Raw genomic sequence first — 21187 nt, forward strand, 5'->3', positions numbered from 1 at the left:
GACGTCCCTCTCGTGATGTTGTCCGGCCGCTCAGTCGCGCGCAACGGCCGCTCGATCCGGCCAGATGCGGGAAAGGGCCGCGCCCGGCGCGACCCTTTCCGCTGTACTCGGTCGGATGGTTACTTCTTGGCGGCCTTCGCCTCCGCGAAGATCAGGTCCAGCAGGCCCTGTGCGTCGAACTTGTCCTTGTTCTCCGCCACCCACTGATCCCAGACCGGCTTGCCACCGAGCTTGCGGAACTCTTCGAGCTGCGCGTCGGTGTAGACGATCTCCTCGAGCTTGGCCTTGAACATCGGCAGGTTCTTCTCGTCGATGTCGTGATAGGCCTTGATCTGGACCTTGTAGGCTTCCGGCTTCAGGTCCATCAGCAGCTTCTTGTACTGCTCCGGCAGCTTTGCGTACGCGTCCTTGTTCAGCACCGCCGCACACTCGGACGTGCCCGGGGACATGTTCGCGGTGAACCAGTTGCTGATCTCGTGGATCTTGTAGGCCGCGTGCGAGTAGGTGTACGGGAACGACGCGGCGTCCATCGTGCCGCGTTCCATGCCGGTGTAGACGTCGGTCGCCGGCACGGTGGTCAGGGTCGCGCCCAGCTTCTCCATCGCCGTTCCGACGCCACCGCCGGCGCGGACCCGCATGCCCTTCCAGCCGGCCAGGGTCTTCGGTGCCGGACCGCGGCCGAGGAACTCGTACTGCGGCAGCAATGCCGAGAAGTACGGCATGGCGTTCCAGTTATCCATGTCCGCCTTGAATTCCGGCGACTGCATCAGCTTCTCGCGGACATGCATCGAGACCTCGAGGTCGCCGATCGGCAGGAACGGCATGGTCAGCACCATCCACGCCGGGTTCTTGCCCGGATGGTAGAAGTTGCAGAACTGCGCGGCCTGGAAGGCGCCGATCTTGATGCCGTCGAGATTCTCGCGGGCCTTCGACAGCGCCTCGCCGTAGTGGATCTTCATCGTGAAGTTCCCGCCGGTCTTCTCGGACAACTGCTGGGCGATCCACTCGGGGCCGACCGTGAAGGCACGCGCCTTGCCCCAGGTCGAGAAATTCCAGGTGACCTTCGGGCCTTCGACCTCCGCCGCCTGGGCGTTGGCCAGCCCGAGGGTGCAGGCGCCGACGATCATGGAGACGCGAGCGAGCGTCTTGAACTTCATGGTGTCCTCCGCTGTGATTCTTTGCCGTACTCTCGGACGTTACCGGAGCGCTTTACTTCGAACGAAAGTCCGATCCTCGTCGCTCCCCTCACGACCGCGCCGTGTGCCGGAGTCCGGCGCCTTCCTCCCGGCCCATCACCGGGCACGGCCAGGAGTTTGACCGCACAGGCGTGACGCCACAAGTCACACGGCGGATCACCGACCGACTGATCGTCTGTATACAATCCTACGGCCGGATGAACAACCTACTCAGAACTCACATCTAGACCGGTTCACCGGTGAACAGCTTGAGGACCGCGATGCCGTCCAGTTCCTCATGCCCGCGCGCCGCCATCAGCCGGAACAGCTCGGCGGCCTGGGTCGACATCGGGATCGCGGCCTTCAGGTCGTGCGCGAGGTCGTGCACCATGTCGAGGTCCTTGAGGACCTGCCGGAGATAGCCGGCAGGCGCATAGTCGCGCTCGATCATCCGCGGCCACATCGCGCGCATCAGGTTCGACCCGGCATAGCCGGAGCCGAGTGCGTCGATCAGCTTGCCGCCGTCCACCCCTCCGCGCTCCGCCAGGTTCAGGGCCTCCGCCAGCACCACGAAGTTGGTCAGGACGCAGACCTGGTTGACCATCTTGGTCACCTGGCCGGCCCCGACCGGACCGAGATGCACCAGGCTGGCGGCCAGACCCTCCAGCACCGGGCGGGTCGTCGCCATGTCGGCGTCGGTCCCGCCGGCCATGATGGCAAGGCCGCCGCCCCGGGCCGCAGGCGGGCCGCCGGACACCGGCGCGTCGACCCAGCCGGCACCGGCGGTGTCCCGCAGCCGTCCCGCCATCTCCCTGGTCCGGGCCACGACGGTGGTCGAGAAGTCGACCAGCACCGCCTCCCGGCCGATCGCGGCGGCGACACCGTCGTCCCCGAAGACCGCCGCCTCGAGGTCGTCGGTGGTGGTCACGCAGGTCATCACCAGCCCGGCCCCGGCGGCCGCCTCGGCCGGGCTGGCGGCGGCCGCGACCCCCCAGCCGGTCGCGGCGTCCCGGCGTTCCGGCCGCGGGTCGAAGCCCCGCACCTCATGCCCGAGTTCGACGAGCCGGCGCGTGAACCCCTCGCCCATCAACCCGAGCCCCAGAAACCCGATGTGCATGGCGCTCCCTCTCCGTCGTCCATTCCGGCTCAGTGCAGCTTGGGACCCTTCAGCAGGGCACGGCGCGCCACCGATTCGATGGTCAGTTCCAGCAGTTCGCCGTCACGGGCGACGGTCAGCGGGATGGTGCTGCCGGCCGGGCCGGTCGCCCAGACCTGTCGCAGGAAGTCCGCCAGGCTGGCCACCGGATGGCCGTCGACCTTGGCGATCACGTCGCCGACCTGGACATCCGCCTGTTCGGCCGGGCCGCCGTCGCTCAACCCGGCGACCACGAGCCGGTTCTCCATCTCGGTGCCGTACAGGCCGAGCCACGGCCGCGGCGGCCGGTTCGGCATGCCGTAGGTCACCATGTCCTCATAGATCGGCTTCAGCAGATCGATCGGCACCACCATGTTGCCGTCGACCGGCTGGCCGCCGCCCTGCGACTGCTGGATGAACAGCGAGCCGATGCCGAGCAGCCGGCCGTCGTCGCCGATCAGGGCGCTGCCACCCCAGTTCGGGTGTGCCGGCGCGGTGAAGATCGCCTCGTCGATCAGGTACTCCCAGTAGCCGGCGAACTCGCGGACGCCGATCACCTGGGCCTTCACCGCCGCGCGCCGGCCGCCATGGCCGGCCAGCACCACGGGGTCGCCCTCGCTCAGGTCCGAGGAGTTGCCGATCTCCAGGGCCGGCAGGTCGAGGGCGCCGAGCGCCTGGACCAGGCCGAATCCGGTCTCCTGATCGTATCCCAGCACGGTCCCCGGAACGGCCCGGCCGCGGTTGTCGGTGATCCAGACGGTCTCCGCCTCGGTGACCAGATACCCGATGGTCAGGATCAGCCCGTCCTCGCGGATCACCACCCCGTTGCCGGAGCGCTCGGTCCCGAGGATCGGGGCGGTGAAGGCGTCCTCGGGAACGTGGGTCTTCAGGCCCACGATCGACGACAGCACCTTGTTCAGGTCGTAGGCCAGATGCTCCGGCCGCGGATCTTCCTCCGACATGTCTTCCCGTCGTTCGCCGGTTGCGGTCCCACACTGCGGCGCCGGCGCGAGCCGGGCACCGCCAAAGGGGCACTCTAGCACGCCGCCCGACGCCACCGGCAGCCTTGCGTGGCGGCCTATTCCTGGGTGTCCGGAAACCCGTCGAGCGGACCGATCTGGATCTGGTCCCGGGAGACCACGGGCGGGCTCATGACATACACCGCCACCAGCCGCGCCAGCGCCGCCAGCGAGTCGATATGGACCCGCTCCCAGCCGTGGCTGGCGTCCAGACCGAACGCCACCAGCGCCGTGCGGATGTCGTTGCCGGCCTCCAGCGCCGAGGCGGCGTCGCACCGGTAGTACCGGAACACGTCGCGGCGGTGGTCGATGCCGTAGCGCCGCGCCAGGTCGATCAGCCCGTGCGTCAGGTGGTAGTCGAACGGGCCGGTCATGTCGCCCATGGCGATGGTGACGCCGTATTCCGACGAGTTCTGGCCGGGTGCCACGGTCGCGTTGTCGACCGCCAGCACCTCCGACACGTCGCCGTGCAGGACCGCCGAGGCGCCCGACCCGGTTTCCTCCGAGATCGTGAACAGGAAGTGACAGTCGACCGCCAGGTGGGCGTCGGTCTCGGTCAGCGCCGCCAGCACCTCCAGCATCGCCGCCACCCCGGCCTTGTCGTCCAGGTGCCGGGCATTGATGAAACCGGTGTCGGTGACTTCCGGCTGCGGATCGACGGCCACCATGTCGCCGATGTGGAAGGCCCGCGAGATCAGGTCCTCCTGGGTCGACACCCGGTCGTCGACACGGATCTCCAGGTTGTCCCAGTTCGCGGGCTGGGTGTCGATCTCCTGGTCGAAGACGTGGCCGGACGCCTTCAACGGCAGGATCGTCCCGCGTCGCGGGCCGGCCTCGGTGAACACGGTGACGCGCGCGCCCTCGGCGAACCGAGCCGCCCAGGTGCCGACCGGGCGGACCGCCAGCCGGCCGTTCTCCTTGAGCCGGATGACCTGGGCACCGAGCGTGTCGACATGGCCGACCACCGCGCGGTCCGGGCTGCTGACGTCGCCGGGCAGATTGGCCCGGATGGCGCCGCGTCGGGTCAGTTCGTAGTCGATCCCGTGCTCTTCCAGCCACAGGCAGACGTGCCGGACGATCGAGTCGGTGTAGCCGGTCGGGCTCGGGATCGCCTGCAGCGCAAGCAGATGGTCGAGGATCCGGCGGCCCTCGATCGCGGCCAGGGTGCGCGACGCGTCGCCATAGGCGCGAAGCCGTTCCTCGGCGGATCTATCGAGCGGCGGCATGGCTCACCTCCAGGTCGCGCTGTGCGCCCGGGCGCATGGAGCGATCGACGGTGTGGGGGAACAGCATGTCGACGAACCGTTCGGCGGTCGGCTGCGGCTCGTGGTTGGCCAGTCCGGGGCGCTCGTTCGCCTCGATGATCACATAATCCTCCTTGGACGGGTCGGGCACGAGGAAGTCGAACCCGACCAGCGGGATACCGAGCACACGCGATGCCTCCTCGGCGGCCAGCGCCAGCCGCGGGGACAGCACGGGGGTGACATCGTGGATGGTCCCGCCGGTATGCAGGTTGGCGGTCTTGCGAACCGCCAGATGCTCGCCGGCCGGCAGCACCGAATCGTAGGTGTAGCCGGCGAGCCCGATGCAGCGCTCGGTCTCGCCATCCGTCGGGATCCGGCTCTCGCCGCCGGTCGCGGCCGCCCGGCGCCGGCTCTGCTTCTCGATCAGGGTCCGCACCGTCGAGACCCCGTCGCCGACCAGGCTGGCCGGCTTGCGGACCGCCGCGGCAACCAGCTTGTGGTCGATGACGATCAGGCGCAGGTCCTGGCCCTGGCAGAATTCCTCCAGCAGGACCCGGTCGGAGACGGCATAGGCGGCCTGGATGGCCTTCCGCATGGACTCCACGTCGCTGATGTCGACCGCGATGCCGCGCCCCTGCTCGCCCTTGGCCGGCTTCACCACGATCCGGCCGTGCTTCTTCAGGAACGCTTCGTCCTCCTCGTCGTCGGTGACCTCGCGCTGTTCCGGCACCCGGAACCCCTGCTTGCGCAGCAGGCGCGAGGTGAGCGACTTGTCGTCGCACCGGCTGAACGCCACCGCGCTGGTCAGTTCGGTCAGCGACTCCCGGCAGGCGACGCGCCGCCCCCCGTGCGTCAGGGTGAACAGCCCGGCCTCCTCGTCCTCGATCTCGACGCCGATGCCGCGCCGCCGCGCCTCGTTGATGATGATCCGGGCGTAGGGGTTGAGCCGGGCCTCGGGAGCCGGCGCCGAGTAGAGCTTCTCGTTGATCGGGTTCTTGTACTTGATGCTGAACTGCGGCACCCGCTCGAAGCCGAGCTTCTCGTAGAGCCGGATGGCCTGTTCGTTGTCGTGCATCACCGACAGGTCGATCTGCGCCAGCCCGCGGGTCTGGAAGGTCTCGATCAGATGCCGGACCAGCACCTCGCCGATGCCCGGCAGGCTGGCCTGCGGATCGACCGCCAGGCACCACAGGCTCGACCCTCGCTCCGGATCGGCGAAGGTCAGGACGTGGTCGATGCCGGTCACCGTGCCGACGATGTCGCCGGACGCCTCGTCGACCGCCAGCAGGTGCACGATGTGCCGGGATCCGCGATGGGTCAGGAAAAACTCGCGGCTGACCTGGACCATGCCGTGCTTGGCGTAGATCCGGTTGACGGCGGCGGCATCGTCGCCGGAACGCACGCGCCGGACATAGACACCGGGGACCCGGTCGCGACGCGGCCGGTAGCGCTGAAAGTCCAGCCGGTAGGTATGCGACGGGTCGAGGAACAACGCCTCCGGCGCCTGCGCCAGCAGCACATGCGGATCGGAGAGATAGATCGCGATGTCGCGCTCGTCCGGCGCCTCCTGCCGGATCGCCTCGGTCAGCGCCTCGGCGCTTTCGAAGGTGTGCCCGAACAGCAGCCGGCCCCAGCCGCAGTGCACGACGGCGTTTTCGTCGGGCTGAGCCTGGTCCGACCCCTCGCCCTGTCCGTGGTTCCAGGACCGCCGGGCCCAGTCGCGGGCGCGCGACCGGCGCTGGCGAAAGACGGTCTGAGAACGATCGTTCATGATATCGTCTCCTCCGGTGTCAGACCCCGTGGGCCTGCAGCCAACCTTCCAACAACGCCGCCTGCCACAGTTCGGATCCGCCGAGGCCGGTGATATGGGCTTCCGGGGCCTGCAGGCGGCTGTCCAGCCAGGACTTCTCGAACAGGCCGCGGTCGCGGGCCCGGCGATCGGTGAGGATGGCGCGGACATGCTCCAGGGTATCGCCCTGGATGTATTTCAGCGCCGGCACCGGGAAGTAGCCCTTGGGCCGGTCGATCACGTCCGACGGGACGACCCGGCGGGCCGCCTGCTTCAGCACGTGCTTGCCGCCGCCGCCGACCTTGTGCTCGGCGGGGATCCGGGCCGCCAGCTCGACCAGCTCGTGATCGAGGAACGGCACCCTGGCCTCAAGGCCCCAGGCCATGGTCATGTTGTCGACCCGCTTCACCGGGTCGTCGACCAGCATGACGGTGGTGTCGAGCCGCAGGGCCCGGTCGACGGTGCGCCCGGCCCCCGGCGCCGCGAATGCCTGCTCCAGGAACGCGCCGGCATGGTCGCCGTCGCGCATTGCCTCGCCGGCAGCCGCCAGGAAACGGTCATGGTCGCGGTCCCGGAACAGCCGGGCGTAGTCGCCGACCCCGGTCGCATCGTCCAGCAGCGGCGGGTACCAGTGGTAGCCACCGAACACCTCGTCGGCGCCCTGTCCCGACTGCACCACCTTGACCCGCTTCGAGACCTCCTCGCTCAGCAGGTAGAATCCGATGCAGTCGTGACTGACCATCGGCTCGGACATCGCGGCGATGCAGCTCGGCAGCGACGGCAGCAGCCGCTCGCGGCTGTCGACCCGGATCTGGTGGTGCACCGTGCCGAAGTGCTCGGCGATGATGTCGGAGTATTTGAACTCGTCGCCGACCTCGTCGCCGACCGATTCGAAGCCGACCGAGAAAGTCTCCAGCGGCACGTCGCTGTGCTCGGCGATCAGGCCCGTGATGATCGACGAGTCGACGCCGCCCGACAGCAGCACGCCGACCGGCACGTCGGCGACCAGCCGGCGGCGGACCGCGGTGCGCAGGCTCTCCAGGACCCGGTCGGCCCACTCCTCGACCCCGAGGCCGCGCTCGTCGTCGGGGGTCTCGTAGACCGGCCTCCAGTAGGTGCGCTCGCGCCGCCGGCCGTCGGCCTCGACGGTCAGCACGGTCGCCGGCGGCAGCTTGCGCACGCCCTTGAGGATGGTGCGCGGTGCCGGGACCACCGCATGGAAGTTCATGTAGTGATTGAAGGCGACCGGATCGATCTCGGTCGACAGGCCGCCGGCCTTGACCAGGGCCGGCAGGGTCGACGCGAAGCGCAGGCCGCCCGGGATCTCGGCGAGGTACAGCGGCTTGATGCCCAGCCGGTCGCGGGCCAGGGTGACGCGGCCGCTGCCACGCTCCCAGACCGAGAAGGCGAACATGCCGGCCAGCCGGTCGACGCAGGCCGGGCCCCATTTGTGGAACGCCTTGAGGATCACCTCGGTATCGCCGTCCGAGAAGAAGCGGTAGCCGTCCGCCTCCAGCTCGGCCTTCAGTTCACGGTAGTTGTAGATCGCACCGTTGTAGGCGATCGCGAGGCCGAGTTCCGGATCGACCATCGGCTGCTGGGCACGATCCGACAGGTCGATGATCGACAACCGCCGGTGCGCCAGTCCGAACCGGCCCTGCAGGAACAGGCCGTCGGCGTCGGGACCGCGGGTGACCATGGCATCCGCCATGGCAGCAAGACCGACGGGCGACACGGACCGCCCGTCGAACCGGATTTCGCCGGCCAAACCACACATGAGATCATTACCTGACAGTGAAGGATGCCGACAATATGGCATGCCCGCGCAATAAATGAACCCCTCGCGGGATTCTCATGTATAAATCAAATTAAACAAAAACGTTTCCGTAAAATCTCGATGAATCAGAAAATACTCGACGATCATACACTTCGATCAGCGAGAAATACCCTGGATACGGCAGTTTTTATTGTGAGTATCATTCGATAACATTCGAAGAAGGCAGCAACACTGACCGGCGCGCCCCAGCAACCACGAGCCAGGCGGCCACGAACCCGCCGGAGGCGTTCACCGTCGATAGCCGAACTCGGCCATGACCTCGGCCACTTCGCCGGTGATCAGCGCGGCGGCCCGGTCACCCAGTTCCGTTTGCCAGCCCCCGGCCTCGCCGCGCCGGAAGAAGCTCGCATTGTCGGCCTGACCGCGCGCCCGCCCGCCGGAGAGCATCTCGAACCGGCCCGCCTCGCCACAGGCGGCAACCGTCCGGTCGTCGGTGGCGACACCGAGGAAGCGGAACGCCGCCCGAAGGGCATCGGCCTCGTCGGCGATCAGGTCCTCGTAGCGCAGGTGAACGACAGCCGCCGGGTACGCGTCCCGGTGACGCAGATACAGGCGGTTCACCTCGACCCACTTCCGGAGGTAGCCGTCGAAGATCGCCTGGTCGGTCTCGTAGATCCGCCCGGTATGGGTCGCTTCGAGGCGTCGCGTCTGGTGCAGCATCGACAGGACCGAGTCCCGGGGATCGCGGACCAGGAAGACGCAGAGACTGTCCGGAAAGACCGTCCGCAGCAGGCCCAGCGCATAGGCATAGTTCGGGGTTTTGTCGCCGATCACGACAGCCTGCGGCTTGCGGGCATGCAGCCTGGCGAACCGCTGCGCGACGATGAAGCGCGCGATGTCGTTGAAATCGCGCTCGGAAAAGCCGTCGTGCGACGCCTTGTCCCGGTAGATCAGGTCGTTGTTCTGCCGGAGCTGGTCGTTGTAGCCCATCAGGATATTGCGCAGGGGAGCGAGCACCCAGTCGGTCAGGTGCCCTTCGCCCGAGCAGTTCACGGCCGGGTGGGCGTCCAGCATCAGTTGCAGCCACGTCGTTCCGGACTTCGGCGGACCGCAGAGGAAGAACTTCGTCGGTTCGGACGCCATGGACCGTGCCTGTAGGGTTCGGGCTCCGCCTGTGCTGCCGCCTTCCGGCCCTGCGGTCAAGCCGCGGCGCGGTGTCAGCCGAACTCGAACCACTCCGATCGCAGGTCCGCCGGCCGGACACCGGAAAGGGTCAGCGTGTTGCCGCCACCCAGGGCGAACTGGACGCTGCCGTCGGCCGTCGTGCTCGCCGCCGCCTGCAGTTCGGCGAATGTGTCGATCGCCGTGCCGTTCGCGCTGGCTGCGATCTGGACAAGGTCGCCGGCAGCACCGTCGAAGTCGACCACGGTATCGGCACCGCCGCTCGCCTGCACGACCACCCGGTCGGCCCCGGCCCCGGTGTAGATCGCGTCGTCGCCGAGACCGCCGTACAGCGTATCGTCGCCGAGATTGCCCGCCAGTTGGTCGTCGTCCTGGCCGCCGAACAGCACGTCGTTGCCCTGCCCGCCGTACAGGGTGTCGGCCCCGAGATTGCCGTACAGCACGTCCTCGCCGAGGTTGCCGTAGGCCAAGTCGGCGTCCTGTCCGCCATAAGCGACGTCGGCGTCCTGCCCGCCATACAGGATGTCCGAAGCGAGATTCCCGTAAAGGACGTCGGCCTGCTTGTTGCCGTACAGCACGTCCGAGCCGGCACCGCCGATCACCACGTCGGCACCGTCCTCGCCGTAGAGCAGGTCGTTGCCGTCGGCGGAGCCGACGGTGTCGTTGCCGCCGCCGCCGTACAGGGTGTCGTCGTCCTCGCCCAGCGAGATGAACTGCACGTCGGCGTCGCCGACCGCGAAGTTGCTGCCACCGCCGCCGGTGACCGTCGCCGCGCCGACGATCGACACGAACTCGATGTTGTTGACCTGCAAGAGCTTGCCGGTAACGGCCCGCATGTCGATGACGAAGGCCTCGACCTGGGTTCCCCCGGTGCTGCCGGTGATCACGATCGGGTCGCTGGTCGTACCGCCGGCGGCGAAGGTCGGTATGATCGTGCGGATGTCGATCGAGGTGGTCGAGCCGAGGTTGTTGACGAAAGTCTGCGCCCCGGTGATCGCGCTGCTGCCGCCGGTGACGCCGCGGGTACCCAGGGCGCTGACCAGTGAATTGGCGGCGGTCGTCCCGGACTGCGCCGTCGGCGGCCCCTCGGACGTGATGCTCACCGCCTGCGGCACGGTGGCGGTGACGGTGCTGCCGCCTCCCTGCACCAGCGTCGTCGAGGCTGAACCGGCGCCGGTGTTGACGATCGTGCGGGTGGTCGAGCTGTTGCCGACCGAGGTGTCGGTGACGGTCACCGAACCGGAGCTGCCCGAACTGCCGCCGCCCGAACTGCCGCCACCCGAACTCCCGCCGCCGCTGCTCGCCGGGGCCGTCAGGGTGATCGTCGTGTCGCCGCCGCTGACGCTGGCCGCGAAGGTGCCGCTGGACGAAGACAGGCCTGTCAGGGCGAGAGTCTGGCCGGTGGCGAGCGTGACCGTGGCGCTGGCGTTCGTGCCGTTCAGCGCCGACAGGTCGGCGCCGGTCACCACCAGGCTGTCGCCGACCGCGAAGTCGGAGATGGTGTCGCCGGCGAGATCGGCGGTGCTGCCGGTGAAGGTGTCGTTGCCGGCACCGCCGATCAGGACGTCGGCGAAGGTTCCGGTGCCGCCGACCAGAAGATCGGCACCGGCGCCGCCGGACAGGGTGTCGGCACCGCTGCCGCCGGACAGCGTGTCGGCGGAATCGCCCCCGAGCAGCATGTCGTTGCCGACGCCGCCCGACAGGGTATCGAGCCCGGTGCCGCCGGACAGGATGTCGTTGCCGCCGGCGCCGCGCAGGGAATCGTTGCCGGTGCCGCCCCGCAGGGTGTCGTCGGCGTTGCTGCGTCCCCGGATGATGTCGTCGCCGGAACCGCCGTCAAGCACGTCGGTGCCGGCAGCGCTGTCGAGGCCCTGGAGCGTGTCGTTGCCGTCGCCGCCGAACAGCGTGCTTTGACCGGTACCGCCACGCAGGTAGTCGGCCCCGGCCCCGCCCGACAGCAGGTTGCTGCCGCCGCCGGCCAGCAAGGTGTCGTTGCCGGCGCCGCCGATCAGGGTATCGGCACCGCCGCCGCCGCTGATCGAGAACCTGCCGTCGGTCTCGGCCGCACCGTTCCAGGTGACCGCATCGGCGCTGCCGGACGCATCGACCGCCAGTGTCTGACCGCTGCCGACGGTGCCGTCGTCGGTCGTGATGCTCTGCACGCCCGCGGCGATGCTGACGGTCTCGAAGTTGATCAGGGTCGTGGCGCCGAAGGTCACGCTCTGGGCCGCGGCGATGAGCAGCGTGTCGGTGCCCGCCAGACCGTCCAATGCGTCACCGGCATTCAGCGTGTTCGCCGCCCCGACCGTGACCGTATCGTTGCCGGCGGTCAGGGTCGGCGTGTCCGTCCCGGTCGTCAGCAGCGGGGTCGTCACGACCATGATCGTCGTGTTCCCGCCGCTGAAGTCGGCGCTGAAGCTGCCGCTGGCGCCGGTTATGCCGGTCAGGGTCAGGATCTGGCCGGCCCCGACGGTGATGGTTCCGCTGGCGCTGGTCGCATGCAGCGACGACAGGTCGACGCCGGTCACGATGATCTGGTCGCCGACAGCGAGGTCGGAGACGACGTCGCCGGCAAACTCCGCGGCACTGCCGGTGATGGTGTCGTTGCCGGCGCCGCCGACCAGGGTGTCGGCGCCGGTGCCGCCGGCCAGCAGGTCATCGCCGGCACCGCCGGACAGAACGTCGGCGCCATCGCCGCCGGACAGCGTGTCGTTGCCGGCCCGCCCGGTCAGGCTGTCGATGCCGGTTCCGCCGCGCAGCAGGTCGGCTCCGCTCGTCCGGCCCAGCAGAAGGTCGTTGCCGGCGCCGCCGTCCAAGGTGACCGAGCCGGTGACGCTATCCAGCCTGGTCGTCAAAGTATCGTTGCCGGCTCCCCCCGACAGGGTGTCCGCGCCAATGCCATCGACCAGCAGGTCATCGCCGGCACCGCCGACGATCAGGTCGCTGCCAACGCTGCCGGTGATCGCGAAGCGGCCGTCCGTCTCGGCGGATCCGATCCAGGTGAGCACGCCGCTGCTGAGCGAGGCATTGACGGTCAGGGTCTGCCCGGTCCCGACCGTCGCGTCGTTGGTCGTGATGCTCTGCGCGCCGGCGGTGATGGTGATGGTCTCGAAATTGACCAGGGTGGTCGCGCCGAAGGTGACGCTCTGCGCGGCCGAGATCGCCAGTGTGTCGGTGCCGGCCAGGCCGTCGATGACGTCGCCGGCATTCAGCGCTCCGGCCACGTCGGCGGTGACGGTATCGTCCGACGTGGACAGGGTCGGGGTATCGTTCCCGGCGGTCAGGGTGGCAGTGGCGAGAAGTCCGCCATAGGCCGCCCGCGCGGCCGGCCCGAAGGCCAGGGCGACGGTCGCGTCCCGGCCTCCGTCGAGCGCCCACGACCCGCCACGGGCGGCGGCGCCGACCGGCCCGGCCGATGCCGCCACGGCAACGCCGAGGGCGGCCTCGAGGGACTCGAGGAAGTCGCGGCCGCGGGGGCCGGCCGCGACCTCACAGCCGTACAGCACGACCGAGGCGTGCTCCGCCAGCGAGCCGGCGATCGCGTCGAGGGCATCGGCCGACTCCCTGAGCGCGTCGGCACCGATCCGCCGGCCCGCGAAGAGCAGTGCTCCGGGCTCGCCGTGGCTGAGGACATGGAGGGCTTCGACCCCGCGCCGCCCGGCCAGCAGGCCGGCCAGCTGCTCGAGCGGGCGCCTCCCGTGCTCGAGAAAATGAACATCGATGCCGGCGCGCAGGCCGTCCAGCAGCGCGGACGATCCGACGACCCCTGGATCGACGAAGAGGATCTCGCGCCCGTGTTCGCGGTCCACCTTCTGCGGGCCATGCAGCCCGACCATCGAATTCCGCAATGCCCGCCACCCTCTCCCAGCCGGAGCCGTGCGAGCGTGCCGACCGACGTAGCGGCGAACGCAGCCCCGCACGCCGGACACCTGAACTGCAGGCACGCGGAAACACTCGCCCCCTCAACCATTGCTTACGTACAATGATAGATGGGCACGGGTAAACGGTATAATCCCACCGCCGACTCGCCCGCACCAGGGCGGCTGCGGCCGGAGGCGGTCGCCCGGGGGCGCCGCCCCCGGCCGGAGGCTAGCTGAAGGTGAACCAGTCCGACTGCAACTGGGAGACGGTGATACCGTTGAGGGTCAGCGTGTTGCCGCTGCCGATGGCGATCTGGACGCCGGTCTCGGTGTTGGTCGAAGCCGCGACCACTTCGGCATAGGTGTCGATCCCGGTGCCGTTGGCGTTGGATGCGAGTTGCACCCGGTCGCCGGCGGCGCCGTCGAAGTCGGTCACCACGTCGATGCCGCCGTCCGACTGCACCACCACCAGGTCGGCCCCGGATCCGGTCACGAGCGTGTCCGCCCCCAGGCCGCCGTAGAGCGTGTCGTCGCCCAGGTTGCCGACCAGCAGGTCGTTGTGCTGACCGCCGAACAGAACGTCGTTGCCCTGGCCGCCATACAGGGTGTCGGCCCCGAAATTGCCGTACAGCGTGTCGTCGGCGAGGTTGCCGTAGGCCAGGTCGGCGTCCTGTCCGCCGTAGACGATGTCCGTGTCCTGGCCGCCGTACAGCGTGTCGTCCTCCTGGTTGCCGTAGATCACGTCGGCGCCGAGGTTGCCGTAGACCACGTCGGTCTCGGACCCGCCCCACAGCGAATCCAGGCCGGTGCCGCCGAACACCACGTCGCTGCCGCCGTCGCCGTACAGCATGTCGTTGCCGTCGCCGGAGCCGATGGTGTCGGCACCGTCGCCGCCCGACAGGGTGTCGTCGCCCTCGCCCAGCGAGATGAACTGCGCGTTGCCGTCGCCGACCGCGTAGTTGTTGCCGGACCCGCCGCTGACGGTGGCATTGCCGATGATCGACGCGAACTCGATGTTGTCGAGTTGCAGGATCTTGCCGCTGATCGAGCGCATGTCGATCACGAAGGCCTCGGACTGGCTGCCGCCGGCGGTGCCGGTGATGACGATCGGGTCGTCGGTGGTGACCCCCGTTCCCTGGGTCGGGACGATGGTGCGGATGTCCAGCGTGCTGGTCGATGACAGCTGGGTCAGGAAGGTCTGCGCGCCGGTCACGACGCCGGTCTCGCCGACCGTGCCGCGCGCCTGGATCGCCCCGACCAGGGTGTTGAGGGCAGAGTCGCCGGACTGCGCGGTCGCCGGACCGTCGGACACGACGCTGACCGACGGCGGCAGCGAGGCGGTCACGACGTTGCCGTTGTTGCCGGTGTTCTCGACGATCGCCGCCGAGCCGGTGCCCGATCCCGTGTTGGTGATCGTCCGCGCGCCGCCCGTCGTGTTGCCGGAGTCGGTCACGACCACCGTGCTGCCGCCCGAACTGGATCCGGAACCGCCGCCGCCGCCGGTCTGTGCTTTCGCGGAGAACGTGATATCGGTGCCGTCGACCGAGAACTCCAGCGAACTGGAGAGATCGGAGCTGAAGTTGATCGTCAGCTCCTTGCTTTCGGGCGAGTCGTTGGTGTCGATCTGGATGTTCGTGCCGTTGAAGCTGACCTTTTCGCTGGTCAGCGTCTGCGAATTCACCCGGATGACGTCGCCGGCCGCAAGGTCGGCGATCGTGTCGCTGGTGGCGTTGTCCGAGGTCGCGAAGACGAAGGTGTCGTTTCCGTCGCCGCCGTTAAGCGTGTCGCTGCCCTGTTGACCGGAGATGACGTCGTTGCCGGCGCCGCCGAAGATGACGTCGTTGTCGCTGCCGCCACTGATCGTGTCGTCGCCCTCGTCGCCGTAGAGGGTGTCTTCCCCGGCATCGCCCGAGACCGTGTCCCTGCCGGCGCCGCCATAAACGACGTCGTTGTCCTTCTGGCCCCACAGCCAGTCGTTGCCGTCGCCGCCATACAGGAGATCGTTGCCGGACGATCCCATCAGCGTGTCGTTTCCGGCCCCGCCATACAGGCTGTCCTGGCCGTCGCCGCCGGACACGCCGTCGTTGCCGTCGCCGCCGTACAGGACTTCGTTGCCGGTTTGGCCGTACAGGAAGTCGTTGCCGGTCTCGCCGTACATGGTGTCGTCGTCGCCGCCACCGTACAGCGTGTCGTTGCCGCCACCGCCATAGACGAGGTCGGCGCCGTCCTCCGCGGACACCGTGTCGTTCGCTTCGCCCGAGTACACCGTATCGTTGCCGACGCCGCCGACCAGGGTGTCCCGACCGTCGCTGCCGTACAGGAGGTCGTGCCCGGCACCGCCGTAGACGATGTTGTTGCCGTCGCCGGTGAGCGTCTGGTCGCTGGCGTAGCCGTAGATCGTGTCGTTGTCGTCGCCGCCGGACAGCACGTCGGCCCCGAGGCCGCCCGACAGCACGTCGTTGCCGGCCAGGCCGGTGACCGTATCGTTGCCGGCGAGCGCCGATACGGTGTCGGCGCCGGCGGTTCCGGTCAGGGTATCGGCGCCGGCCGTGCCGGTGGTCAGCAGGCCGGCATAAGCCGCACGGGCCTCCGCAGAGAAGCCGGGTTCAACCGCACCGCCGTCCGGGCCACGCAGGATCCAGCTGCCGCCGCGCGCGCCGGCGCCGACGGGCGCGACCGAGGCCGCCACGGTGGCCCCGAGAGCCGCCTCGAGGTAGGCGACGAACCCGCGCCCGGCGGGACCGGCCGCCACCGAGCAGCCATACAGCACCACCTCGGCATCGTCGGTCAGGGCGCCTGCGATGTCGGCCAGGACCGCCCACCGCATCGCGAGGCCGGGCAGGTCGACCCGTTCGCCGCCAAGATGCAACGCACCAGGCTCGCCATGGCTGAGAATGTGCAGGGCCGCGATGTCGCGGCGGCCGGCGAGATACAGGGAAATCTGCTCGAGCCCGCGGCCGCCGGGTGCCAGTCGAAGCACCTCCATGCCGGCACGGCGCCCCTCGAGAAGGGTCGACAGATCCTCGACCGCCGAATCCACGACCAGTACCTCGACGTTCGCGAGGCACGAGTTTCCGGTCTGGCGCCGCCGCGCCACGTCCGCATCAGTCATGTGTGTCTCCTCGTCCCGGCTACGGGAGGGTGTTCGGTCTACCCCCGGATCAGCGTCTCGACGTCGATGCGCAAGCCGTTCCCAATGTGCCGGCGCTGCTACCGTCGATTGCTGACGTTGCCATCGCAAATTCTGGGTAAATCCAGTTATCATCGTATTAAATTCGTAATTACTGCTAATTTGTAAAAAAAATCTTTCACGCATGGCTACTCATGCGCCGTGGCGGACCGGAAGGTACGGGGAATATCTGAAGCAACGGCTAACCGGACCGGTTAACCGCGAATTGACCATTCTCTCCCGGCAGGCGACCGGAGCCCGACCGGCAGCCCGAAAGGCGCGTTCGGAGCCATCTCAGCTCGCGACTGTCCGCGAGTGGGCGATACCGCCCTGCAGGCTGGCGATCGTATCGCTGGCGCCCAGGACGATCGCCGTCAGGCCGGCATCGCGCGCCTGCGAGCGGAACCGGTAGACCGTCTCGACCGGGTTGTCGAACCGGCGTTCCGGCGCGTCGATCACGACGGTGCTCAGCCCGGCAGCCGCGGCCGCGGCCACATCTCCGTCCGGGTCCCCGATCCGGACCGCCACCGCCGCGACCCGCGTTCGGACCAGATCGCCGGCGCGCGACAGCAGCGACCGCGCCGGCCCCTTGCCGGGATCGACGACCAGCACCAGCCGCTGGCGGACCGCCGGCGACAACGCGTCCAGGGCGGCCTTGATGTTGCCGAGGTAGAGCGGATTGACGAGGCTCGAGAGCCTGGCCGGCACGTAGAGCGGCTCGACCGACCCCACAAGAACCGAGGACATGGCCGTGGCCAGTTTCTCGAGCACGACGCAGTCGGTCTCGGCCCCGACCGCCGCGTCCAGCTCAGCGAAACTCTCGTCTCGCACGAACTCGCGCCCGCCTTCCTCGACGCGCCGCGACACCACGATCTCCAGGCCGATAACGACCCCGCCGTTGCCGGCCCTGATCTCGCGGTGCTGCAGCTTCACGCCCCGCTCGAGCTGTCGGGCCAGGCCGCGCTGCTTCGCGACATATCCCTTATGCGCGATGTGCACGAACCGGATCATGTCCTCGACCGTGTCGATAACGGCCCCGTCCAGCACCTCGTCCAGCTCGTAGCCGAAGCCCTCGGCCAGATAGCGGCCACCGGCGCCGACCTCGCCCAGCGCGGCCAGGGTCGCCTCGGCGATCTGCCGGCTCTTCGCCTCCGCCTGGGTCCGGCTGGCGCCGTCGAACAGGATCGCGATGCCGTCGGGCTCCATCCGGACCAGCACGTCGCTTTCCCGGATCATCCGGCGCGCGACCTCCTCGGCGACCCGCAGCGCCTTGGCCGGCGACAGCCCCGACGCCGACGCTCCCTCGACCATCGCACCGACGTCGATCAGCTGGACATGCCCGGCGGTGAGACGGCCGGCCTGCTCGCGCTGCCGGGCCGCCACCTCGCGCAGGCGGGCGCCGACCGACGCACCGGTCAGTCCCGGCACGGGTCCGTTCCGCCGCTGCTCGGCCTGCGGAGCCGCGACCACCGGCTCTGCCCGGCGGTTGCCGCGGAGCATCATCATCGCCGCCGCCGCGGCGATCAGCAGCAGCGCCCCCAATGCGCCGAGCCAGATCATGATCGCGCCCCCGCCCTAGTCTCCGTGGCCCCGGCCGCCGTGACGGCCGAGCTCATCTTACCCGGCGACGGCCCGGTGGGTAGCCGCAAGACGCCGCCGGCGACAACGCCGCCTAGGAATGCGGCTCCAGGATGAACGACCGCAGGATACGCTCGGTCTCGGCCGGCCGGTCGCGATGCGGCCCGTGTCCGGCCCCCGCCACCACTTCGTAGCGCAGCAGGTTCGGCGGCAGCGATGCCGCGATCTCCTCGGCGTCGGCCAGAGGGGTGACCGGATCGCGATCGCCCGCCAGCACCAGGGTCGGGCATCGCACGCGCGCCAGGTCGTCCCGGAAGTCCATCCGCCAGCGTTCACCCCCGGCCTTGAAGAACCGCGCCTCGGTGGCCGCCCGGCGAACCATGCGCGTGCGGCCGTCCGGGTCCTGCGGCCGGGTGTTGTAGTACGGGCGGCAGTGCCGGTCCCAGTCGTCGACGACGGTCGGGTCGTCCTCGATCGCGCCGCCCCAGAAGCGCTCGGCGGCGCGCCGCGACTCCGGCCCGCCCATCGCCTCGAAGGCGTCGTACTTGCGCTCGAACACCGAGCGGCAGGCGGTCGAGGCCAGGATCAGCCTGGCCGGCAGGTCCGGGTGCCGGGTCGCCGCCGACTGGGCGACGAAGCCGCCGAACGACAGGCCGTAGATGATCGGATGCTCGATCTCCAGCGCCGCGCAGAACCCGGCGACGTCGTCGCCCCATCGCGCCAGGGTCTCGGCCTCCGGCGGGCCGTCGTCGCTGCGGCCGTTGGCCCGATGGTCGAGCCAGATCACCTGGGCGATGTCCGCGAACCGTGCAAACCAGGGCTTCAGCGTGCTGTGATCGGCGCCCGGCCCGCCATGCAGGACGATCAGCGTCGGCTTGCGCCGTAGCGCCGGACCGTCCGGCACCAGGGCGGCGCCGTCGACGTCGAAGAACAGCCGGACGCCGTTCACCAGAACCCGCATGACGGGACCCCCGTGCCTTCCTCGGTTGCGACGGCGGTACTATGCTCCGCCGGTTCGACCGACGACCAGGGCCGATTGGGCGAGGCGGGGCATGGCAGGACCGAGAGTACTGGTGACCGGCGGCGGCGGGCTTCTCGGCACGCATGTGGTGGCGGCCATGACCCCCGACCATGCGGTCGAGGTGCTCGACCTGCGCCGCCCGGCCGCCGACGTGACCTTCCGCCCGGTCGACATGCGCGATCTCGAGGCGGTGCGCAGCGCGGTCCGCGGGCACGACCGGGTGATCCACCTCGCCGGCATCGACGACGGCACCGACGTGTCCGAGCACCGCTACATGGAGGTCAACGTCCAGGGTACCTGGAACCTGCTGCACGCCTGCGAGGAAGCCGGGGTCGCCAAGGTCGTCATCGCCTCGTCCTCGGCGGCGTTCGGTTTCAACCCACGCAACCCGCCGGACTACCTGCCGATCGACGAGGCGCACCCGCTGCGGCCGACCCGGACCTACGACCTGACCAAGGCATTGATCGAGCAGGTTGCCGAGAGCTTCGCCCGGCGCGGCGGCATCGGCTCGATCCTGTGCCTGCGGCCGACCCTGGTGCTGCGGCCGGAGAAGGCCCGCGAGATCCTCGCCGAGCTATCGACGCTCTCGCCCGAGGAGGGCAACCCTGGGGTCGCGGTCGACGCCCCGCGCTACGGCGACCTGCCGGCGCATCGCTGCTACGTGACCTCGCGCGACGCGGCGGCCGCGTTCCGGGCGGCGACGCTGGCCGGTACCGCGCCGTTCGCCCGCTACGTGATCGCGGCGCGCGACACCCTCGGCGGGGTCGCCGCGCTGCCCTGGATCGACCGGATCTACGGCCGCCGCCCGCCGGTCCGCGACCCGGACTGGTTCGCGGCCGAGACCGCCAGCCCGCTCGACAGCCGCGCCGCCGAGCGCGACCTGGGATGGCTGCCCGACGACGACTGGGCCGCGGTGGTCGGCACTGCCCTGACCGGGGACGGGGCGGCGGCATGAGCGGCGCGGGTACGCCGCCGGACCGGCACGCGGACGCCGAAGCGTTCGAACGCGACATGCGCGCCCGGTTCGTCACCCGCGAGAACCTCGAGAAGCTGTTCCGGCTGGTGCTGCCGCATCTCGACCCGGCGGCCCCTGCCCTGGTTTACATCCTCACCCAGTCCGACCGGATCGGTCACTTCACGATCGAGCCGCAGATTCTCAAATCGCTGTACGGCGACCGCTACCGGCGCATCGTCGTCATCACCCCGCCGATGGACCGGCCGGGCACCAACGCCCTGGTGCGGAACTGCCTGGGCGACGGTTTCGTCTGGGTGGAGACCGACGATCCGGTGATCCATGCCATGGGCTTCATCGACGGCGGACTCGCCGACCTGACCCGCCTGCATCTGCTGCTCCAGTCACCGCGCCTGCTGATCGTCGACTTCTGGCGCAAGGTGCTCGGCGGCGTCCGGCCGGCCCGCCTCGTGCTGCCCGACGCGGTGCGAGAGCGCGGCCACGAGCAGTTGCGCCGCATCGGCGTCGACCCGGCGGCGCCCTTCGCGTTCTTCCACATGCGCACGATGAAGTACCGCGAGGCCCAGGCCCATCACGGCCACCGGACCGCCGGCATCGACAGCTATGCCCCGTCGATCCGTCGGATTCTCGCGGCCGGATACCAGGTCGTCAGGATCGGCGAGCCGGGCCTGGAACCGGAGGGCTGGATGGGCGACCGCTATGTCAGCCTGCCGGACGCCCTGCCCGGGCTGGCCCCGGACGACCGCGCCGTCGACCTCGCGGTGCTGGCCGACGCCGCGTTCGGCACCGCGCAGAACTCCGGCCCGATTTGGGTGGCGGCCGCGTTCGGCACGCCGACCCTGCGCACCAACACGCCGTTCGAGCACCTGAACCTGCCCTACAACCGCGACCTCTCGCTGTTCAAGGGCTACCGCGACCTGAAGACCGGCCGAATGCTGCGCTATGCCGAGATCCTCGACCGGCGCCTGCCGGCGGTCTTCAGGGACACCGACTTCGAGGAACGGGCGGTCGGCCTGGTCGAGAACTCGGCGGCCGACATCGACGCGGCCACCGAGGAGTTCCTGGGGATGCTCGGCGGCGCGCCGGGCCGGGTCCCCGCCGCCCGGCATCGGCGGTTCCTGGAACTGGGCGCGGAGTATGAGCGAGCGATCCAGGCCGACGCCTGGTTCCGCGAGGAGAACATGGATTTCTACGGCTACGCGCATCCGTATGGCGAGATCGCCGGGACCGTCGGGGCCGACGACGGCTTCCTGGACTGACTCGGT

13 protein-coding genes are annotated in these 21187 nt (G+C 69.5%); 2 read left to right on the forward strand and 11 right to left on the reverse strand.

Annotation, left to right across the window (positions count from 1 at the left end):
- Nucleotides 1-119: 119 nt before the first annotated feature.
- From RIC31_RS14555 to RIC31_RS14605, 11 genes are all read right to left on the reverse strand, one after another.
- A complete protein-coding gene (locus RIC31_RS14555; RefSeq protein WP_350108829.1) occupies nt 120-1157 on the reverse strand; it encodes a C4-dicarboxylate TRAP transporter substrate-binding protein in 1038 nt (345 codons plus the stop codon).
- A 262-nt stretch (nt 1158-1419) separates the two neighbouring features.
- A complete protein-coding gene (locus RIC31_RS14560) occupies nt 1420-2292 on the reverse strand; it encodes an NAD(P)-dependent oxidoreductase (RefSeq protein ID WP_350108832.1) in 873 nt (290 codons plus the stop codon).
- Between the two features lie 29 nt (nt 2293-2321).
- On the reverse strand, nt 2322-3272 hold the full coding sequence (locus RIC31_RS14565; protein WP_350108835.1) for a S1C family serine protease: 951 nt from the start codon (nt 3270-3272) through the stop codon (nt 2322-2324).
- Nucleotides 3273-3388: 116 nt separating this feature from the next.
- On the reverse strand, nt 3389-4555 hold the full coding sequence (locus RIC31_RS14570; protein WP_350108838.1) for an osmoprotectant NAGGN system M42 family peptidase: 1167 nt from the start codon (nt 4553-4555) through the stop codon (nt 3389-3391).
- Nucleotides 4539-6344: an N-acetylglutaminylglutamine synthetase gene (gene ngg, locus RIC31_RS14575; protein ID WP_350108841.1), complete on the reverse strand. Its 1806-nt coding sequence runs from the start codon at nt 6342-6344 to the stop codon at nt 4539-4541. Before ngg ends, RIC31_RS14570 begins: the two co-directional genes overlap by 17 nt.
- A 19-nt stretch (nt 6345-6363) precedes the next feature.
- Nucleotides 6364-8139 (reverse strand): N-acetylglutaminylglutamine amidotransferase, encoded by a 1776-nt coding sequence (locus tag RIC31_RS14580; RefSeq protein WP_350186399.1) that lies wholly within the window; start codon nt 8137-8139, stop codon nt 6364-6366.
- Between the two features lie 288 nt (nt 8140-8427).
- Nucleotides 8428-9282, reverse strand: coding sequence for a sulfotransferase family protein (locus RIC31_RS14585; RefSeq protein WP_350108847.1), 855 nt, complete (start codon nt 9280-9282; stop codon nt 8428-8430).
- 74 nt (nt 9283-9356) lie between these two features.
- Nucleotides 9357-13157 carry a DUF4347 domain-containing protein gene (locus RIC31_RS14590; protein WP_350108850.1) on the reverse strand — a complete coding sequence of 1267 codons (3801 nt, stop codon included), beginning with the start codon at nt 13155-13157 and terminating at the stop codon, nt 9357-9359.
- 253 nt (nt 13158-13410) lie between these two features.
- A complete protein-coding gene (locus RIC31_RS14595) occupies nt 13411-16293 on the reverse strand; it encodes a DUF4347 domain-containing protein (RefSeq protein ID WP_350108853.1) in 2883 nt (960 codons plus the stop codon).
- 351 nt (nt 16294-16644) lie between these two features.
- A complete protein-coding gene (locus RIC31_RS14600; protein WP_350108856.1) occupies nt 16645-17910 on the reverse strand; it encodes a hypothetical protein in 1266 nt (421 codons plus the stop codon).
- Nucleotides 17911-18022: 112 nt separating this feature from the next.
- Nucleotides 18023-18889, reverse strand: coding sequence for an alpha/beta fold hydrolase (locus RIC31_RS14605; RefSeq protein ID WP_350108859.1), 867 nt, complete (start codon nt 18887-18889; stop codon nt 18023-18025).
- Between the two features lie 91 nt (nt 18890-18980).
- On the opposite strand from RIC31_RS14605, the gene RIC31_RS14610 reads away from it, so the two are divergent.
- Nucleotides 18981-19904 (forward strand): NAD-dependent epimerase/dehydratase family protein, encoded by a 924-nt coding sequence (locus RIC31_RS14610; protein ID WP_350108862.1) that lies wholly within the window; start codon nt 18981-18983, stop codon nt 19902-19904.
- Nucleotides 19901-21181 carry a TIGR04372 family glycosyltransferase gene (locus RIC31_RS14615; RefSeq protein ID WP_350108865.1) on the forward strand — a complete coding sequence of 427 codons (1281 nt, stop codon included), beginning with the start codon at nt 19901-19903 and terminating at the stop codon, nt 21179-21181. Before RIC31_RS14610 ends, RIC31_RS14615 begins: the two co-directional genes overlap by 4 nt.
- Nucleotides 21182-21187: the final 6 nt, after the last annotated feature.

The sequence above is a fragment of the Thalassobaculum sp. genome, assembly GCF_040219615.1.
In the GTDB taxonomy this organism is placed as follows: Bacteria; Pseudomonadota; Alphaproteobacteria; order Thalassobaculales; family Thalassobaculaceae; genus Thalassobaculum_A.

Excerpts from the sequence above, each read along its gene's own strand:
- RIC31_RS14555 (WP_350108829.1), bottom strand. The coding sequence starts at position 1,157 with ATGAAGTTCAAGACGCTCGCTCGCGTCTCCATGATCGTCGGCGCCTGC.
- RIC31_RS14560 (WP_350108832.1), bottom strand. The coding sequence starts at position 2,292 with ATGCACATCGGGTTTCTGGGGCTCGGGTTGATGGGCGAGGGGTTCACG.
- RIC31_RS14565 (WP_350108835.1), bottom strand. The coding sequence starts at position 3,272 with ATGTCGGAGGAAGATCCGCGGCCGGAGCATCTGGCCTACGACCTGAAC.
- RIC31_RS14570 (WP_350108838.1), bottom strand. The coding sequence starts at position 4,555 with ATGCCGCCGCTCGATAGATCCGCCGAGGAACGGCTTCGCGCCTATGGC.
- ngg (WP_350108841.1), bottom strand. The coding sequence starts at position 6,344 with ATGAACGATCGTTCTCAGACCGTCTTTCGCCAGCGCCGGTCGCGCGCC.
- RIC31_RS14580 (WP_350186399.1), bottom strand. The coding sequence starts at position 8,139 with ATGTGTGGTTTGGCCGGCGAAATCCGGTTCGACGGGCGGTCCGTGTCG.
- RIC31_RS14585 (WP_350108847.1), bottom strand. The coding sequence starts at position 9,282 with ATGGCGTCCGAACCGACGAAGTTCTTCCTCTGCGGTCCGCCGAAGTCC.
- RIC31_RS14590 (WP_350108850.1), bottom strand. The coding sequence starts at position 13,157 with ATGGTCGGGCTGCATGGCCCGCAGAAGGTGGACCGCGAACACGGGCGC.
- RIC31_RS14595 (WP_350108853.1), bottom strand. The coding sequence starts at position 16,293 with ATGACTGATGCGGACGTGGCGCGGCGGCGCCAGACCGGAAACTCGTGC.
- RIC31_RS14600 (WP_350108856.1), bottom strand. The coding sequence starts at position 17,910 with ATGATCTGGCTCGGCGCATTGGGGGCGCTGCTGCTGATCGCCGCGGCG.
- RIC31_RS14605 (WP_350108859.1), bottom strand. The coding sequence starts at position 18,889 with ATGCGGGTTCTGGTGAACGGCGTCCGGCTGTTCTTCGACGTCGACGGC.
- RIC31_RS14610 (WP_350108862.1), top strand. The coding sequence starts at position 18,981 with ATGGCAGGACCGAGAGTACTGGTGACCGGCGGCGGCGGGCTTCTCGGC.
- RIC31_RS14615 (WP_350108865.1), top strand. The coding sequence starts at position 19,901 with ATGAGCGGCGCGGGTACGCCGCCGGACCGGCACGCGGACGCCGAAGCG.